Annotated in this window: 12 protein-coding genes; 7 read left to right on the top strand and 5 right to left on the bottom strand. The window is 71.2% G+C overall.

From position 1 onward, the window contains the following. Positions 1–3: 3 nt before the first annotated feature. Entirely contained in the window at positions 4–384 is a 381-nt protein-coding gene (locus tag OG570_RS29755; RefSeq protein WP_247053000.1) for a hypothetical protein, read from the bottom strand. Between the two features lie 220 nt (positions 385–604). After that, positions 605–958 (bottom strand): MerR family transcriptional regulator, encoded by a 354-nt coding sequence (locus OG570_RS29750; protein WP_326950701.1) that lies wholly within the window; start codon positions 956–958, stop codon positions 605–607. Positions 959–1,087: 129 nt separating this feature from the next. Here OG570_RS29750 and OG570_RS29745 point away from each other — a divergent pair, with 129 nt between their 5' ends. Genes OG570_RS29745 through OG570_RS29730 form a run of 4 tightly spaced genes read left to right on the top strand, consistent with a single transcriptional unit; the run spans position 1,088 to position 4,840 of the window. Beyond that, complete coding sequence (locus tag OG570_RS29745; RefSeq protein WP_326952438.1) at positions 1,088–2,296, top strand: MFS transporter; 1,209 nt, start codon at positions 1,088–1,090, stop codon at positions 2,294–2,296. Positions 2,297–2,337: 41 nt separating this feature from the next. Then, positions 2,338–3,414, top strand: coding sequence for an NADH:flavin oxidoreductase (locus OG570_RS29740; RefSeq protein ID WP_326952437.1), 1,077 nt, complete (start codon positions 2,338–2,340; stop codon positions 3,412–3,414). 39 nt (positions 3,415–3,453) lie between these two features. Continuing rightward, on the top strand, positions 3,454–4,185 hold the full coding sequence (locus OG570_RS29735) for a mycothiol-dependent nitroreductase Rv2466c family protein (protein WP_326950704.1): 732 nt from the start codon (positions 3,454–3,456) through the stop codon (positions 4,183–4,185). Between the two features lie 43 nt (positions 4,186–4,228). Beyond that, positions 4,229–4,840, top strand: coding sequence for a TetR/AcrR family transcriptional regulator (locus OG570_RS29730; RefSeq protein WP_326952436.1), 612 nt, complete (start codon positions 4,229–4,231; stop codon positions 4,838–4,840). On the opposite strand, the gene OG570_RS29725 is transcribed toward OG570_RS29730, so the two are convergent. Further along, positions 4,837–6,255: an FAD-dependent monooxygenase gene (locus OG570_RS29725; RefSeq protein WP_326950706.1), complete on the bottom strand. Its 1,419-nt coding sequence runs from the start codon at positions 6,253–6,255 to the stop codon at positions 4,837–4,839. The two genes, OG570_RS29730 and OG570_RS29725, sit on opposite strands and share 4 nt — an antisense overlap. Positions 6,256–6,330: 75 nt before the next feature. Here OG570_RS29725 and OG570_RS29720 point away from each other — a divergent pair, with 75 nt between their 5' ends. Both OG570_RS29720 and OG570_RS29715 read left to right on the top strand, forming a co-directional pair. After that, positions 6,331–6,966: a TetR/AcrR family transcriptional regulator gene (locus tag OG570_RS29720; protein WP_326952435.1), complete on the top strand. Its 636-nt coding sequence runs from the start codon at positions 6,331–6,333 to the stop codon at positions 6,964–6,966. A gap of 54 nt (positions 6,967–7,020) precedes the next feature. Further along, on the top strand, positions 7,021–8,085 hold the full coding sequence (locus OG570_RS29715; protein ID WP_326952434.1) for a helix-turn-helix domain-containing protein: 1,065 nt from the start codon (positions 7,021–7,023) through the stop codon (positions 8,083–8,085). On the opposite strand, the gene OG570_RS29710 is transcribed toward OG570_RS29715, so the two are convergent. After that, positions 8,082–11,783: a S8 family serine peptidase gene (locus OG570_RS29710; RefSeq protein WP_326952433.1), complete on the bottom strand. Its 3,702-nt coding sequence runs from the start codon at positions 11,781–11,783 to the stop codon at positions 8,082–8,084. The two genes, OG570_RS29715 and OG570_RS29710, sit on opposite strands and share 4 nt — an antisense overlap. A 229-nt stretch (positions 11,784–12,012) precedes the next feature. Here OG570_RS29710 and OG570_RS29705 point away from each other — a divergent pair, with 229 nt between their 5' ends. Beyond that, complete coding sequence (locus tag OG570_RS29705; RefSeq protein ID WP_326952432.1) at positions 12,013–12,738, top strand: S1 family peptidase; 726 nt, start codon at positions 12,013–12,015, stop codon at positions 12,736–12,738. A 30-nt stretch (positions 12,739–12,768) separates the two neighbouring features. Here the strand turns inward: OG570_RS29705 and OG570_RS29700 are convergent, their stop codons facing one another. Further along, positions 12,769–17,358: a DUF6531 domain-containing protein gene (locus tag OG570_RS29700; protein WP_326952431.1), complete on the bottom strand. Its 4,590-nt coding sequence runs from the start codon at positions 17,356–17,358 to the stop codon at positions 12,769–12,771. Positions 17,359–17,386 lie beyond the last annotated feature (28 nt).

Here is a 17,386-nt window from a genome sequence, read left to right as displayed (position 1 = left end):
GCGTCAGAAGGTCAGGACCTGGTAGCCGGACTCGACCAGTTCCCGGATGCTCGCGACGCCGGGGGTGCCGGGGGCCTGGTTCTGGCCGATCTGCTTGATCTCCTCGGCCTCGATGCCCGCGGTCGCGCCGAAAACGGTCGTGCAGCCGGAGGAGGCCACCGTGGCCACCTGCTTCTTCACCGCCGTGTAGAGCTCGTGCGCGGGGTGGGCCGGGTCGGCCAGCACGGCCGGCCAGCGGGTGCCGGTGCCCTGGAACAGCACCAGGGCCTCCCCACCCTGCGCGAACTCCCACGCCGTGGCGAGGGCGTCGAACACCCGGCCCAGTGCTTCGTCGGTGCCGGTCGACGGGTCGGACAGCACCACGACCGCGGTCTTGCTGCTCATGGAACGTGCTCCTCGGGATCGGATGAGGTGAACGGCTTCATTTTTACCGTACGTTCGGTAATATTCAAAAGTGGCACTCGTCACGCTGCCCGCAGGAGTTTTTTACCGTACGTTCGGTAACAAGTGTGCCATCGTCCATACCGGAGAGGACCATGACCGGACCACCGAACACCGGAACCGAAGCGTCCACCTCGGACTGTGCACAGTGGACACCGGCGTGTTACTCCTTGACGAGCGCGTCCAGGTAGGCGTCCATCGCCTGCAGGTTCTTCGACAGGATTGCGAGCCGTTCAGCCATGCGGCTGCGTTCCTGCCGGATCCGACTGACGAAGTCCGGTGCGGGATAACGGGAATCCGCCGCCTCGGCCAGGCAGGGCAGCACGGCCCTGATGATCTCGGTTGTCAGCCCGGCATCCAGCAGGCTACGAATCTGTCGGACCCGCTCGACCTGAGCCTCGTCGTAGTCGCGGTAACCGTTTTGCTGGCGCAGAGGATCGATAAGACCCTGCTCTTCGTAATAACGCAGCAACCGCGCGGAAACGCCGGTCCGCTCGGACAGCGCTTTGATCCTCATCACAACTCCCGGAAAGCCACTAGCCTTCACATCGATGTCAAGGTTGGAGTCTAGCCGAGTCTCCGAACACGGAGGCCCGATTCGAGCCCAGGGCAACACCTTCAACGGCTCTGACCACAAAGGACACTCGTGACCACCTCACCAACGCACGTTCCGACAACCGCGCCCGCGGAACGGCTGCCCCTGCTCCCCTTGATCGCGCTCTTCGTCGCCGGACTGATCACCACCCTCACCGAGGCGCTGCCGGCCGGTGTGTTGCCGCAGATGAGCCAGGCGCTGGAAGTCTCGGAATCCGTCGGCGGTCAGACGGTCACGATCTACGCGGTCGGCACCCTGCTGACGGCGATTCCCGTCACCCTGGCCACCGCCTCGTGGCCGAGACGTCATCTGCTCCTGGCGGCGCTGGCCGGATTCGTGGTCGCCAACCTCGTGACCGCGATTTCCCTCAGCTTCCCCGTCACCATGGGCGCGCGATTCATCGCGGGCGCTTCCTCCGGCATCGTCTGGAGCCTTCTCGGCGGGTACGCATCCCGGCTGGTCGGCCCCGGGCTCAAGGGGCGGGCGATGGCGTTCGCCATGGCCGGTACGCCCGTGGCCCTTTCCCTCGGCGTTCCCGTGGGGGCGTACCTCGGCAAGGCGGTCGGGTGGCAGCTCACGTTCGGCGTCGTCACGGCCCTGACCGGGCTGCTGATCATCTGGACCGTGTGGAGCCTTCCCAACTTCGCCGGGCAAAAGGCCGAGGATCGGGTTCCGCTGCGTCGCATCCTGCGGCTGCACGGCATTCGCACCGTCCTCGCCGTGACGGGCGCGTTCGTACTCGCGCACACCATCCTCTATACCTACATCGCGCCGATCCTCTCCGAAGCCGGACTGCAGGACCAGGTGCAGTGGGTCCTGCTCGACTTCGGCATCGCCTCGATCGTCAGCATCTGGCTCACCGGCGTGCTCATCGACCGGCACCACCGCCGGCTGGTCGTCGTCAGCACCGCACTCTTCGCCGTAGCCGCGGGCGTGCTCGCCGTGGCCGCCTCCAGCCCCGCCGTCGACTACGCCGCGGTCGCGGCGTGGGGACTCGCGTTCGGCGGAGCGGCCACCTTGCTGCAGTCGGCGCTGATGAGGGCCGCGGGCAAGCACGCCGACGCAGCCCAGTCGTCGATGGTGACCACCTGGAACCTGGGCATCGGACTGGGCGGCCTGGTCGGCGGCGCGCTGCTCGCCGGTTTCGGCCCCGAGTCGCTCATCATCGCGGCCGTCGTGCTCCTCGTACCGACCGCGCTCGCCGTGCTCCTCGCCCGGAACCACGCGTTCCCGGCGCGGAACCCCGTCTCCGGCCAGTAGCGCCGTCACTCGCCCGAAATCATCGTCAGCAGGAGATCGTCATGTCAGTTTCGGATCTGTTCGAACCGCTCACCCTCGCCCACGGCCCGGCGATGCGCAATCGCTTCATGCTGGCACCGCTCACCAACCAGCAGAGCGAGCACGACGGTTCCGCGTCCCCCTTCGACCAGGAGTGGATCAGGCAGCTCGCCCGGAGCGACTACGCCTTGATCCAGACGTGCGCCGCCACCGTCGAGGCCGGCGGCATCGCGTTCGAGCGGCAGCTGGGTGTCCACAGCGACGCCCACCTGCCCGGCCTGACCGAGATGGCCACCTCGATCCGGCGGGGCGGTGGCCTGTCCGCGGTGCAGTTGCACCACGCCGGCCATCGCGCTCGCCCCGAACTGGGCGGGCTCCCGGCTCCGGCCTCCGACTCCACGGTGCCGGGTGTCAAAGCGCTGACGACGGACGAAGTCGAGCGCATCCGCGACAGCTTCGTCGCCGCCGCCGTGCGGGCGGAACGGGCCGGGTTCGACGGCGTCGCCGTCCACGGCGCGTTCGGGTGGATCCTGTCCGAGTTCATGTCCCCGCTGCTCAACGACCGCACCGACAAGTACGGCGGCAGCACCGAGAACCGGGCGCGCCTCACCATCGAGGTGATCGAGGGAATCCGCCGGGCGTGCGGCCCCGAGTTCCAGATCGGCTGGCGCTTGTCGGTCGAGCGGTACGGGCTGCGCCTGGAAGAACTGCGGGACATCACCGCCGAGGTGCTCGACCGCGAGCTGATCGACTACCTCGACCTGGCCCTGTGGGATTCCGCGCAGCTCGTCCAGGAGGGGGCGTTGCGCGGACAGTCCATGCTCGGTATCTTCACCGGTCTTCCCCGGAAGAGCGTGCGCGTGGGGACAGCGGGCAAGATCATGAGCGCCCAGCGCGCCGGGCAGCTGCTGGACGAAGGCTGCGACTTCGTGCTGATCGGCCGGGCCGGCATCCTCCAGCGGGACTTCCCCCGGCAGGTGAAAGCGAACCCGCGGTACGACAGCGCGCAGCTTCCCGTGACGGCACAGTATCTGCGCACCGGCGGGCTGAGCGAGCGCTTCATCAACTACGTCAGCGGCTGGCCGAGCTTCGTCTACTGAGCAGCCGTCCACCCGAAGACCGACCTTAGGATCGTGACCATGAATCCGGCGAAGAACGCTGACATCAACTTCTACTTCGACCCCATCTGCCCGTTCGCGTGGATGACGAGCAAGTGGATCCGGATCGTCCAGGCGCAGCGCGACTACACCGTCGACTGGCGGTTCATCTCCCTGCGCCTGATCAACTCGCACCTCGACTACGACACCCACTTCCCCCCGGAGTACGACGCCCAGCACACCGCGGGCCTGCGGCTGCTGCGCGTCGCGTCGGCGGCCCGCGAGAAGCACGGCCGTGAGGCGATCGGCCCGCTCTACGCGGCCTTCGGCGCGCGCATCCTCGAAGCCGGCCCCGACGAAGGCAAGACCCCCGGCTGGCAAGGCACCCCCGGCCTCGCCGCCGACGCGCTCGCCGAAGCCGGCCTGCCGACGTCGCTCGCCGACGCCCTCGACGACACGACCCGCGACGCCGAGATCCAAGCCGAGTCCGACGAGGCACTGTCCTTGACGGGCAAGGACGTCGGTACGCCGATCGTCCACTTCGAACCGCCCGGGGGTGTCGCCTTCTTCGGGCCGGTGATCAGCCGGCTGCCCGACGAGGACCAGGCCGCGGCGCTGTGGGACCACGTCGTCGGCCTCGCCCGGTTCCCCGGCTTCGCCGAGCTCAAGCGCAGCCTGCGCGAGCGCCCGCAGCTGCCGTCGTTCGGCGTCACGACGGAGGAGACGGGCAAGACCGAGGACTGGCACGCCGGGAGCCGCAGGCTCAAGAAGTAGCACCCTCCGGCTAGTTTACCGAAAGTTCGGTAAACTAGCCGGTATGGCCCGCCCCCCCTCCATCACCGAAGCCGACCTGATCGACCTGCTCGTCAAGGTGTTCCGCGAGAAGGGCGTCGAAGGCACGGCGATCGGCGACCTCTCGGCGGCCACCGGCCTCCAGCGGGCGAGCCTCTACCACCGCTTCCCCGACGGCAAGGAAGGGATGGCGGACGCCGTGCTCACCGAGGTGGGCAAACGGTTCCTCTGGATACTGGCGCCGATGCGCGAGGACCCGGACGTCACCGAGGGCATCACGGAGACCGCGCAACGACTCGGCCAGTTCTACGGGGCGGGCGCGTTGTCGTGCGTCCTCGACACGATGACCTTGGCCGGCACCCCGGAGCGGCTGCGCGACCACGCCCGGGCGCTGGCCAAGACGTGGATCGACGCGATGGCCGAAGCCGCACAACGCGCGGGCCGCCGCCCGGACGACGCCATGCGTGCCGCCCGAGACGTCTTCCTGCGCATCGAAGGCTCGCTGGTGCTCGCCCGAGTCCTCGGCGACAACGACGCGTTCGCCGAGACGGTGGCCCTCATGCCTAGCCTCCTGGCACCGCCGAAGACACCGACGAAGACGACACCGCGGGACAACCCGAAGCGGCGCAACGCCTAGGCCGAAGCGGAGCGTTCAGGCCAGCGGACGCCGACGTCGGCCAGTGCCGCGGCGATCCGCTCGTCGTCCACCTCGTCCGCGGCCCACCAGACGTGCCCGTCGGGACGCACGAGCACCGCCGCCGCAGTGGTCCACGGGAGTGGCGCCGCGACGACGTCGATTCCCCGCTTCACCGCGGCCGCGGTGGCCGCCGGGATCGGTGCGGCCGCGTCGACCAGGAGCACCGGCCACGGCTGTGCGACCGGCACGCGTGTGCCGGTCAGCGGGTGGCCGCCGGCCGGGTAGGCGACGTCCAGGGCGGACAGTTTGCGGGCCAGCGCCAGCGAAAGCTCGGGCACCTCGGCGATGAGCCCGCTCAGCACCGCCCGCAGGGCCATCCCGTCCGGGGTGGTGGCGGTGATGAGCGCCGACTGGCCCTGGGTGTGCTGGACCAGCTGTTCCCCGACCGGGTGACGCTCGTCGTGGTAGGCGTCCAGCAGCGCCGGGTCCGCGTCGCCCCGGGCGACCGCCGCCAGGCGCCAGCCGAGGTTCATCGCGTCCTGGACGCCGACGTTGAGGCCCACTCCCCCGGCCGGCAGGTGCCGGTGCGCCGCGTCGCCGGCGAGCAGCACCCGGCCGTGGCGGTAGCGTTCCGCCAGCTTCGCGGCATCGCCGAACCGGGTGAGCCAGCTGGGGTCGTGCATCCCGAAATCGCTCCCGGCGACGCGGATCGTGGCCTCGCGCAGGGCTTCCAGGGTCAACGGGCCGGCTTCGTGGCCGGTCACCTTGTCCACCCCGGAGATCCGGTAGCGGCCGTCGCGCAGGGGCACCGACAGCAGCGCGCCGTGCTCGTTGTGGGCGCTGCGCACCGGTTCCGACGTCACCCGGACCTCGCCGAGGTAGCTGTAGAACGTCGTTTCGGTCCCGGGGAAGGCGATCCCGGCCGCGGTGCGCACCACGCTGCCGACGCCGTCGGCTCCGACGACGTAGTGCGCGAGGCGCGTGTACGGACCGTCCGGTCCGGACACTTCCAGCCGGACGCCGTCCTCGTCCTGCGTCAGGTCCGTGACGCGGTGGCCGCGCAGGATCCGCGCCCCCGCCGCGAGCACGTGCTCTTCGAGCAGCTCCTCGGTGCGGCGCTGGGGCAGGGCGAGCATGAACGGGTAGGGCGTGTCGAGCACGGAGAGGTCGATCGGGGTGTCCAGCATGCCGAAGTGCCACCGCGGGATGGGTGTCCCCTCGGCCAGGAACCGCTCGGCCAGCCCGCGCGTCGCCAGCACCTCCAGGGTGCGCGGGTGCACGCCCAGCGCCTTGGAGTGCGGGCTGCGCCCGGCGGCCCGCTCGAGGACCACGGCCGGCACGCCGCCCAGGCCCAGCTCCGCCGCCGTCCACAGGCCCACCGGCCCCGCTCCGACGACCACGACGTCGTCACGCACCGGTTCAGTTGACTGGAGTCTCCCCATATTCATAGTAACGATCATACTCTCAATGTAGGGAGGTAGCATCGGCCCATGGCTGCACGTGACTACCGGTCGTCGGTGCGGGAGCGGCACGCCCAGGACACCCGCCGGACGATCCTCGACGCGGCCGCCGCGTTGTTCGCCGAGCGGGGGTACGCCCGCACGAGCGTCGCCGCCGTCGCGGAGGCCGCCGGGGTGGCGGTGAACACCGTCTACACCAGCGTGGGCGGCAAGCCGGCCCTGGTGACCGCGCTGACCGAGGACGGCGCCCGCGACGAGGAAGCCGTCGAAGCGGCGCGGGCGGTCACCGGGTGCGCCGACGTCCGCGCGGTGGTGCGGCTGGTGGCCGAGGGCACCGGCTGGGTGCAACGGCGCCGGCAGCGGATCCTCGCGATCCTGCTGGACAACCGCACGGCCGACCGGGACGTCGCCGCCGCGGCCGACCTGGCGGTGCGCGCCACCCGGGCGCGTCTCGACGTCGCCGCGGGACGTCTCGTCGAGATCGGCGGCCTGCGCGCGGGGCTGGACCGGACCCGCGTCGGGCAGATCCTGTGGTTCTACTTCGGGTTCGAGTCGTGGCGCACCATGTGGAGCTTCGGCTGGGGCCTGGAGCAGGCGGCCGGCTGGCTGGCCGGGCAAGCGGAGTCGGCGCTGCGGGACGACCGGCAAGATCACGAAGCGGTGTGACCCGTTCACCCGTTTGCGCCCGCGTTGTACGTTGTCGACAAGCCGTCAGCGCCGATGGGACACCCGCCGGCCACGTGGCCAGGAGGCATTGTGCTGGAAGCACTGGGCATGACCCCCGATGAAGAACGGGTCTACCGCGCGATCGTCGGCGGCTACCGGACCGCGCCCGACGAGATCGCGGACAAGGCCGGCGTGGGCCGCGACGACGTGGATCCGATCCTGGAGGTCCTGCTGGCGAAGGGGCTCGTCAACAGGACCGACGAGCACTACGTGTCCGCGCCGCCGGACGTCTCGCTCGGCCCGCTGCTGGTGCACGGCCAGGAGAAGCTGGAGGCCGCCAGGGCCGCGGTGTCCCAGCTCGCCGAGGAGTACCGCGGCAGCGCGCGGCGGCGTGACTCCGCGCAGCTCGTCGAGGTCGTCACCGGGGTGGACGCGATCCGGCGGCAGGCCCTCGCCATCCAGCGCGGGGCCCGCGAAGAGTCGCTGTGGTTCTGCCTGGAGGGCAACGTCGCGATGGCGGCGTCGGAGAACGTCGAGGAGGCGCTCGCGCAGGCCCGCGGCGTGCGCTACCGCGTGATCTACGAGACCGGCCTGCTCGAGGAACCCGGCCGGATCGTCAACGTCCTGGAGGGGATCGAAGGTGGCGAAGTCGCCCGCTCGATCTCGAAACTCCCGGTGCGCCTGGCCATCTCCGACCGTTCGGTGGCGCTGTGCCCGCTGGTCAGCCACGACAGCACGGGCGAGCCGACCGCCGCGCTCGTCCGGGAGAGCAGCCTGCTGTCCGCGCTGGTCGCGTTGTTCGAGGTCTACTGGGAACGCGCGTCGCCGCTGCGGATCGGCGACACCGCGCCCACGAGCCACCTCGACCCCGACGAGCGGCGGCTGCTGTCCCTGCTCATCGGCGGCGTCAGCGACAAGTCGATCGCGACGCAGCTCGACGTCAGCTACCGGACCGTCCAGCGGCGCCTGCAGGACCTGATGCGCCGGGTCAACGCCCGCACCCGGATGCAGCTGGCCTGGCAGGCCAGCAAACTCGGCTGGCTGGACGAGCCGAGCCCCGGGCACCTCCTGCCGCGAACCGGCGGAAGGCACCCGGAGCCCTTGAGCGAAACCGGCTAGCGCAGCCCGTACGCCCGCGTCACCGTCTGGTCGACGATGTCGCCCGCGGTGTCGGTGGCCTGCACCCGCAACGCGACGTACTTGTTCGTGGCCCCGAGCGACGGGTGGTCGATCGTGGCCTCGTAGGACTTCCCGGTGCGCTTGACGTCGACGGCGCGCCAGGTCCTGCCGTCGTCGTAGGACGCCCAGGCCTTCACCGCCCGCACGTCCGGCGCGGCCATCCCGTCCTGGAACCGCGCGCTCAGGCCGATCCTGGCCTTCCGACCGGCCGGGAGCCGGTTGCCGGAGTCGGCGTCCACCGCGTAGTCCAGCTGCAGCAACGGAAGCAGCGCCGGGGCCGCCGACCGGGCCGAGCGGAACGTCCACGACGTCTGCGTGCTCGTGCCGAACAGCCACTCCGGTGAATCGCGCCGCACCGACAGGTCGAGCCGGTAGGTCGCCGGGTCCGCGCCGGCGGGGAAGGTACCGAACGCGTACGGCTGCTCCGACACGAGCTTGCCGTCACGGAACAGTTTCGCCGACGTGGTCGCCGGGGCGGCCTGGTCGTCGCCTTCGTTGAAACCGTAGTGCCCGGCCTGGCTGTCGACGAACTCCGGGATCCGGATCCGCAGGTTGTCGCCCTCGCGGGTCGAGTCCATGCCGGGCACGCCCCGCGGGATGGCGGGCCGCACGACCGGCGCGAACCAGTCCTCGGTCAGGTTCTCCTTGCCCGTGTAGGTGCGCGGCGCCGCGGTCATGCCGCCGTCGAGCGGCGACATCTCGTCCCACACCAGGCCGTGCTTGACCCGGTGCTGCCACTGGATGTCCCCGGAGCTGACGTACTCCTCCCGCGTCGACGGCGTCGTCACGTACCGCTGGTACTCGTTGACGGCGAAGTCCTGCCAGGGCTTCCACGCGAACCGCTGTTCCTTGGCCTCCCCGCCGCTGCCGGTCTGGCGGTAGTGGGTGGTGACGGTCGCGGTGTTCGCCGCGGTGACCCGGTGGACGAGCTTCTCCGGGATCCGGTCGCGCTCGGTCTGCACCACGTCGTAGAGGTACGGGCTGACCGCGATCCCCTGCAGGCTCAGGAAAGCCGGGAAGCGCTTGATCTTGCTGAGCAGCGCCACGCCCTCGTCCCGGTCGAGCTGGACGGTCGGGATCCGCAGGAACGGCGCCGCGCTGATCGACGGCACCGCGGCGGTCCCCCAGCCGTCCGGCACGACGATGAAGACGATCGCCGCCCCGGCGTCCGCGGCGGCGCGGGAGACCTCGTCGCGGTTGTAGTCCGCCGGGTCCGGGTCGACGATCGCGGCCTTCCCGCGCACGTTCGCCTTCGTGAAGTCCGCCGGTTTGCCCGCCCCCGCGGAGACGGCCTGCAGCAGCCGCCAGCCGTCCAGCTTGGGCGATCCGGCGAGGTAGCGGGTCGTGAGCGGAGCACGGCCGCCCAGGACGTTCGCCGTCAACGGCGGCGCGATCCGCGACCAGCGGGAGCCGAACTCGAAGGCCCCGGTCGTCACCTTCGGCGTCGGCGTGACCCAGAGTTCGCGGGTGTAGTCGAACTGCATGGCGTAGTTCGCGATCTTGCGCGAGCCGAGTTCCCGGTAGGTGTAGTAGCTCCAGATCCCGGCCTGTTCCGACGGTTTCGGGGTCTCGATCTGTACCTTCACCGCCTTGCGGGCGTCCAGCACGATGGTCGTGTCGCCGGTGATCCGGATCTCCGGCTGGACGACCTGGTAGACGTAGTCACTGCTCTGGACGCCGTTGACCTGCGCGGTCAGGTAGTACACGCCGTCGCCGAGCTCGACCGTCAGGCCGTCGCCGGCCAGCCAGGTGTTCACGTCGAAGCGGTAGTCCTCGCCGTACACCAGCAGCCACGGCGCGACCGTCGGCTTGCCCTGCAGGTCGAGCGCCGTGAGCTTGACCTTGCGCTTCGGCGCGGTCTTGTCCGCGCCGAGGGAGGTGTGCACGACCACGCCGGACGCGGTCGCCGTGAGCCGCCCGCTGTAGGTGCCCGCCGCCAGTTTCCCCGGGTCGCCGGTGATCGTGACGCTCGCCTGGCCACCGGCCGGAACGTCCACAGTGGACTTGCCGAGCCGGATCCCGTCGGCGGCGGGGACGCCGGCGAGGGACTTGGCGTCGAGGGCGAGCTTCAGGGACACCGGCGTGGTGCCGACGTTGGTGTAGGTGACCTGCTTGGCCACCGGCGCCCGGCCGTCCTCGACGGCGCCGAGGTCGAGCGTGCCGGTGGCGAAGACCTGCTGCTTCACCGCGCGGGCGACGTCGACCCGGCCGCCGCCCTGCTCGAACACCGAAAGCCCGCCGGCGGTCAGGGAGGTGCTGGCCAGCGCGTCCTTGAGCTGCCGGCCCGTCCAGTCCGGGTGCTGCTGGGCGAGGATCGCCACCGCGCCCGCGACGTGCGGCGTCGCCATCGACGTGCCGGACGCGGCGGTGTAGCGGTCGTCGACGACGTCGCCCATGGCGGTCCCCGCGGCGCGCGCGGCGACGATGCCGACGCCGGGCGCGGTGATGTCGGGCTTGACGGCGTTGTCGCCCAGGCGCGGGCCGCGGCTGGAGAACGGCGCCAGGCTCTCGTCACGGCCGACGGCGCCGACGGTCAGCGCCGCCGCGGCGGTGCCCGGCGAGCCGATCGTGTACGCGCCCAGTTCGCCGTCGTTGCCGCCGGCCACCACGAAGAGCGTGCCGGTCTGCGCGCTCAGCGCCTCGAGACCGAGGCTGAGCTCGTCGGTGCCGTCGGTCGGACCGCCGCCGAGGCTCATGTTGACCGCCTTGGCCCCGGAGTGCGCCGCCCACTCCATCCCGGCGAGGACCCAGGACTCGTAGCCGAAGCCGTCGTCGTCGAGCACCTTGCCGACGAGCAGTTTCGCGCCCGGCGCGGCGCCTTTGAGCCGCCCGCCCGAAGCGGCGCCGGAGCCCGCGATCGTCGAGGCGACGTGCGTGCCGTGGCCGAAGTGGTCGGTGGTGTCGGGGCTGGTCGTGAAGTTGACCGCCTCCTTCACACGCCCGGCCAGGTCGGGGTGCGTGGGGTCGTAGCCGGTGTCGAGCACCGCGACCGTGGTGCCGGTGCCGTCGTAGCCCGCGGCCCACGCCTCGGGGGCGCCGATCTGCGGGACGCTCCGGTCGAGGGAGGCACGGACCTTGCGGTCCAGGGAGATCCGTTCGATCGCGTTGCCCGCCGACGACGTCCAGAACGCGGTGACGTTGGCCTTGCTGGCCCGCGCGGAACGGCCGTTGACGCTGGTCAGCGTCGCGCCCAGCTCGGCGGCCGCCGGGGCCGCCTCGGCGGTGCGCAGGTCCGCGCCCTTGCGGTAGGTGAGGATCAGCGGGAGCGTCTTCGACTGCTCGTCGGCGTAACCCTCGGCGATCAGCTCGGTGACGTCGAACAGGGTCCGATCGACCTGCTTCGAGCCGAGCCGGGGGGCGACGTCCTCGGGGAAGACGCTGAGGTGGCCGTCGACCTCCTGCTGGTGGAACCGGATCTTCTCCCGGCCCGGCGCGGGCTGGACGGTGGCGGCCTGCTTGCCGCCGGGCTGCCGTTCGACCTGGACGACGTCCCCGGTGAGCAGGGTGACCGAATGCCGTTCGACGGCCGCGGGTGCCGGCGCCGCTGTCGGGCCGGGGGCCGCGTCCGCGGCTCCGGCGGTGCCCGCAGCCAGGGTGGCGACGCAGGTCAGGACCAGAACACGTGATCTCCAGTGCATCGCACCAGGCTCGCGCCGTGATCGTCATCCGTCACTAGGGCGGCCGCGTCCAAAACACGACACGTCGCATCTTCGTCAGCGGCTCACGGGCCACCCGGACGCCGGCCACTGGCCCACGACAATCGCCTGGGTGATCGACCGGTTCTCGCCGAGCCGATCGGGCCGGCAGCCGGAAGAATTCGCAGACGCCTGATCCGCCTCGAACACCGACCGACGAAAGGGCATCCGCATGAGGCTTCGCCGTCTGCTCGTCCTGCTGGCGCTGGTCGCGCCGGCCACGCTGGCCACGGCCCCCGCGGCGTCGGCGGTGATCGGCGGCTCGGTCAGCACCAGCGGGCCGTGGGCCGTGCGGATGCTCGTCGACGGCAAGGGCGAGTGCACCGGAACCGCGATCACGCGCGAATGGATCATCAGCGCGTCGCACTGCTTCTTCGAGCAGGCCGAGGCCATCGCGGACACCCGCATCGAGTTCCACGTCGGCCACCTGGACCAGCGGAAAGGCACCGTGGTCCGGCCGGTGCCCGGCAGCAGGCAGGGCAGCGCGGACGCCGACATGATGCTGATCAAGGTGCCGCCGATGGCCGTCACCCCGGCGAAACTGCCCGCCACGGGCCCGGTGCGGCCGGGGCGGCACGTCCGGCAGTACGGCTGGGGCGCCACCTGCCAGGGCGACGAGAACAGCTGCCAGTCGGACGTGCTCAAGCAGTCGCTCCTGCGGGTCCTGGCCGCCGACGACCCGCGCTGCGACGGCTTCGCCGTCCCGGGCGGAACCGACTTCTGCACCACGAGCGTCACCGGCATCCCGGCGGGCGGCGACTCCGGCGGCCCGGTCATGGGCACCGGCGCCGCGGCGGGCACGCTCGTCGGGGTCTTCGACACCTCCGACCGCGACACCATGGCCGGTGCCGGCGACGTCTTCCGGCAGCTGAGCTGGATCCGCCGGGTCATCGGCTGACCGGCCACGCACCGTCCTAAGAGGACGCTGTCACTTGGGCGCGCGGTACGGGCGCTCGTAGTCGGTCCGGTCGTGGAACTTGGTGATGTCCCCCTTGCCGTCCTGCTTGAGCCGCGGGTACTCCGTCACGTCGAACACGTTGTCCGAGCGCCGGAACGGGTAGACGTCGTGGCCCTTGCCCGGGTAACTGGGGAAGACGACGTGCGTCTTGCCGGCCTCGGAGTTCTTGGCGAAGGTTTCGGAGACGTAGTCCCACTTCTCCTGGACCAGCGGCCGCCGCGGGTCCTTGGGGTCCTTGATCCACCCGGGCATCTTCACGTTGTTGTCCTTGAGGGTGCCTTCGAGGGTGTTGCCGCCGTGCTGCTTCGCGATCTTGGTGGCCTTGTCCTCCATCGACCCGAGGTACTCGTCCGGCTTCTTCCGCCCGGGCACCCGCTCCAGGTGACCGCCGGACCAGAAGAAGTGCTTGTCGGCCTTCAGCATCTTGTCGAGCTCCGGCTTGAACTTCTCGAACTCCTCCTTGCTCATGTTGTCGACGCGGACGGGCGGCTTCCGCGGGCTCTTCCGCGTCGCCGGCTGGGCCGCCTGCTTCTTCTTGTTCCGGTCCCGCAGCCGCTTCGCGCGGTCCTTCACCCGCCCCTTGAAACACCGCTGCGGGGCGAGGCCGAGCGGGTCGCTGTCGAGCAGCGGCTGGTCGACGTAGCCGACCGGGTTGGGCGCCGCGGCGAGGCCCAGCGGGTCCTGGCTGAGGTAGCGCGTGGTCCGCGGGTCGTAGTACCGGAAGACGTTGTAGTGCAGGCCGGTCTCCTCGTCGCGGCACTGACCGGGGAACGCCAGCGGCATCGCCGCGGTGTCGGCACCGGTCAGCGGCACACCCCAGAAGCTGCTGCGGTCCTGCCAGACCAGCGTCCCGCGCTCGTCGAGCAGTTCGGTCGGCGTCCCGGCGGGCGAGGTGATCACCACCCGGAACCGGGCCTGTTCGACGACGCCGGCGTGCTCGACCTGCACGACGGGGCGATCGTCGCCGAAGCGCTCCCACGTGAGGATCCGGTGGGACCCGTCCGCCGGGCGGTGCTCCACCTGCTCGACGAGGTTCAGCTCGCTCCACAGGAACCGGACGTCCAGGGCGAGCTCGGGCTCCCCGTCCGGGCCGCTCACCCAGCAGCGCTTGGCGAACCGCCGCCCGATCGGGTCGTAGTGGTAGGTCCAGAGCGCACCGTCGGGCGTGCGCGCGGCACGCAGCCGGTCGAGGTGGTCCCACGTGTAGCCGCACGCCCGGCCGGCGTGGCGCCAGCCGGTGACGCGGCCCTGCTCGTCACCGTCGAAGTGGATGTCCCCGATGCGGGCGAGCCGGTTGCGCTCGTAACCGCGCGGGCCCGGCGGTGACGGCGTCGTCGCCGAGGTGATGTTGCCCGCGGCGTCGCGGGTGAACCGTTCCGCCACCACCGGCCCGTGCGCCTCGCTGACCCGGCCGGCCGCGTCGTAGGAGAACTGCCACGGCCGGATCGTGTCGTCGACGCCGGCGAGCCTGCCGTCCGGCCGGTAGCGGTAGGTGCGCCGGCCGACCCCGGCGACGTCCTCCTCGGCGAGCCGGTCCTGTTCGTCGAACCGCCGCCGGAGCACCACGGCGCCGTCGACGCTGCGGACGGCTTCCCGCCCGGCGGCGTCGTAGGCGAATTCGACGTCGTGGCCGGCGATCCGCAGCGATCGGGGCCGGCCGGACTCGGTGAAGCGCCACTCACTGTCCACACCGGACGAAGTCCGGCGGATGACGGCGTCGCCCTCGTCGCGCCAGCACACGCCGAGCCCGTTGATCGTGTCGGCGATGACCCGGTCACCGCCGTCACGGCGGATCTCGACCCGCGACTCGGCGTTCTCGGCGACGACCAGCCGGCCGAGCGCGTCGTACACGTAGGTCGTGACGTCGTCGGGGGTCCGCCGCTCCACGACGTTGCCCTCGATGTCGTAGTCGTACTCGACGACCTGGCCGGCGCCGGTGGTCATGCGCCGCAGCTGCCCGGCCGCGTCGTGGGCGTAGGTGGTCCGGCGGCCGTCGAAGTCGGTCTCTTCGACGAGCCTGCCGGCGGCGTCGCGGACGTAGCGCCAGGTGAGGCCGGCCGGGTTGGTCACCGAGGTGAGCCGCAGCTCCCCGTCGTAGGTGAACAGCGTGCGCGCGCCCGCGGCGTCGGTCTCCTCCAGCACCAGGCCGAACGGGCCGTGCTTGCGGCGCCGAGGCGCACCCGCCGCGTCTCGGTATTCGACGACGTTGCCTTCCGCGTCGTGCACCCACGTCTCGCGGCCGCCGTGCGGGTCGAGCCGCCAGGCGCGCCGGCCGTCGGCGGTCCAGCCGAGCCGCGCGGCCCCGCCGGACGCCGTGTGCGCGAGGCGCGGGCGGCCGTACAGGTCGCGGTCGCCGGGCCGGGCCGCCGGGCCGGTCACGGGCGCGTCCTCGAACGGGTCGGGCGGCTCCAGGACGTCCACCGGTAGCCCGTTGCCGAGCAGCGTGGTGGCCGGGTCGAACTCGGCCACCAGCCGCTCGATCTCGTCGTCGCCTTCGCCGGCCTGCAGCCACACCGCGCCGTCTTCGGCCGGGGTCAGCCGCACGGCGGGCGCGCCGGGGCGGTGGAGGGACACCAGCCCGTCGTCGTCGTACTCGTAGCGGGTCTCGCGGCCCAGTTCGTCCACTTGGGACAGCAGCTCGTCCCGCCGGTTCCACTCGTAGCGCCGGGAGTTGCCCAGCGGGTCGATGCGCTCGATCAGCTGGTGGGCCGCGTTCAGGCGGTAGGTCCAAGTGTGGCCGAGGGCATCGGTGTGCCGGCTCGTGCCGGGTTCGTAGGCGAAAGCCGCGTTGTAGTAACCGTTCGCGCCCACCGCGCGGACGCAGCGGCCGACGTTGTCGTAGACGTAGCGGTACCAGGTGCCGACCCGGTCCTGCCAGCCGACGAGCCGGTGGTCGAAGTCGTGGTCGAGCGCCATCGAGCGGCCCGCGAAGTCCGTCACCGAGCTCAGCTGGGTGTGCCGGTTGTACGCGAACCGCACCACCGGCGGCTGCCCCGGCGCCCCCAGCGCGACGATCCGGCCCCGCGCGGTGCTGACCACGATCTCGACGCCGCCAGGCCGGCGCAGCCTCGTGGGTGAACCGTCGGCGGCGTAGTCGATTTCGGTGCGCTCGCCGTCCTGCTCGATCGCCGTCACCGGCAGAACACCGCCGGTGCCGGAGAAATGCAGCTCGCGGCGGCCCACCGAAAGCCGGAAACCCTGCGGCACACGGCGCAGCCGGTGCCGCGGGCCCTGCACCGGCAGCACGGGCTCGTCGCCCGGGACGGGGTACTCCAGCACCATGCCGTCTTCGGCGTAGAAGCGGACCCGGTTCGCGTCGAGCTCCAGCCGCTGGTCCCAAGTGGACGTCCACGATGGACCGAACCACCGGCCGGCCCGGTAGGACGACAGGTGCGTGCGGGAGAGCTCCAGGTCCGCGACCTCGCCGGGCAGGGTGGCGTCGACCTGGGTCATCACGACCTCGCCCGTCGCGACGTCGATCGGGTCACCGCAGTAGTTCTTCGACTTGTCGGCCGCCGAACGGTCGGGGTTGTCCTTCTTCCTGGTGTCGTTGCCCTTGCCACCTTTGCCGCCGCTGTTCCCGGCGCCGCTGGGGTTCGTCTGGTCGCTGTCGTTCTTGTGGCCGCCCTTGTCCGCGCCGCTGTCACCACCCTTGTGGCCGTCGCCGCCCTTGCCGTCGCCGTGGCCCGCGCTCGAGGTGGAGGTGCTGTCGTCGTCGTGCGGCTTGTCCTTCTTGGCGTCGGGGCCGCCGTCACCCTTCTTCCCGCCGGGCTTCTCCTTGATGGGTCGCGGGGCGTCCACCTTGCCGGGCTTGATCTTGCGCAGCGCCTTGGCGGCGTCGTCGAACAGCGTCCCGGCCTTCTTGAGCAGCGGCACGAGGGCCTTGAGCGCCTTGACGAGCTTCTTGACCAGGTCGGCGATCTTCGACGCGGTCTTGGCGACCGCGGCCACGACCTGCGGCACGACCCAGGTCAGGCCGATGCCGAGGGTGAACACCACCTGCAGCGCCCAGCTGATGAGGTGGCCGACGAGCTCGGCGATGATGTCGCGGACGAGCATCCGGACAGCGGCGACGACCTCACCGGCCGTCTTGACGCCGCTGGAGGCCCCTTCGCAGCCCTTCTGGGCGGCGGTGAGGATGTCGACCGTGTCGGCGGCCCGCTGGCGATACTGGTCGGAGGCGTTCCCGCTCCACGACTGCAGGTCGGCCTTGACCATGTCGGTCAGGTCCGTGCCGACGGCCCCGAGCTCCTCCGCGACGTTCGCCCACGTCTGGGACTGGGCCTTGATCTGGTCGGCGTCCCCGGTCAGGGCGTCGAGCGCCGCGGAGAGCGGGCCGACGTGTTCCAGCAGCCACCCGACCCCCGCGGCGAGGATCGACCCGAAGGGATCCATGGCCATGGACAACGCGTCGAGCGCGACCCCGACGGCCCCCATCGCGACCGAGGCCCAGTCGCCGCTCTCGATCCCCTGTTTGAGATCGTTCGCGGACTCCAGCAGCGGCACCCCGGAAATGGCCGTGGTGGAATCTTCGCGCTGAGCTACCAGCGGGTTCGCCATGGCGTCGGTTCCTTCTCGCGGTTCACTC

This window comes from Amycolatopsis sp. NBC_01286, from assembly GCF_035982555.1.
Classification (GTDB): Bacteria; Actinomycetota; Actinomycetes; order Mycobacteriales; family Pseudonocardiaceae; genus Amycolatopsis.
This window is presented reverse-complemented; position numbering and strand designations above follow the sequence as displayed.

Excerpts from the sequence above, each read along its gene's own strand:
- OG570_RS29705 (WP_326952432.1), top strand. The coding sequence starts at position 12,013 with ATGAGGCTTCGCCGTCTGCTCGTCCTGCTGGCGCTGGTCGCGCCGGCC.
- OG570_RS29720 (WP_326952435.1), top strand. The coding sequence starts at position 6,331 with ATGGCTGCACGTGACTACCGGTCGTCGGTGCGGGAGCGGCACGCCCAG.
- OG570_RS29730 (WP_326952436.1), top strand. The coding sequence starts at position 4,229 with ATGGCCCGCCCCCCCTCCATCACCGAAGCCGACCTGATCGACCTGCTC.
- OG570_RS29750 (WP_326950701.1), bottom strand. The coding sequence starts at position 958 with ATGAGGATCAAAGCGCTGTCCGAGCGGACCGGCGTTTCCGCGCGGTTG.
- OG570_RS29710 (WP_326952433.1), bottom strand. The coding sequence starts at position 11,783 with ATGCACTGGAGATCACGTGTTCTGGTCCTGACCTGCGTCGCCACCCTG.
- OG570_RS29735 (WP_326950704.1), top strand. The coding sequence starts at position 3,454 with ATGAATCCGGCGAAGAACGCTGACATCAACTTCTACTTCGACCCCATC.
- OG570_RS29740 (WP_326952437.1), top strand. The coding sequence starts at position 2,338 with ATGTCAGTTTCGGATCTGTTCGAACCGCTCACCCTCGCCCACGGCCCG.
- OG570_RS29755 (WP_247053000.1), bottom strand. The coding sequence starts at position 384 with ATGAGCAGCAAGACCGCGGTCGTGGTGCTGTCCGACCCGTCGACCGGC.
- OG570_RS29715 (WP_326952434.1), top strand. The coding sequence starts at position 7,021 with ATGGGACACCCGCCGGCCACGTGGCCAGGAGGCATTGTGCTGGAAGCA.
- OG570_RS29700 (WP_326952431.1), bottom strand. The coding sequence starts at position 17,358 with ATGGCGAACCCGCTGGTAGCTCAGCGCGAAGATTCCACCACGGCCATT.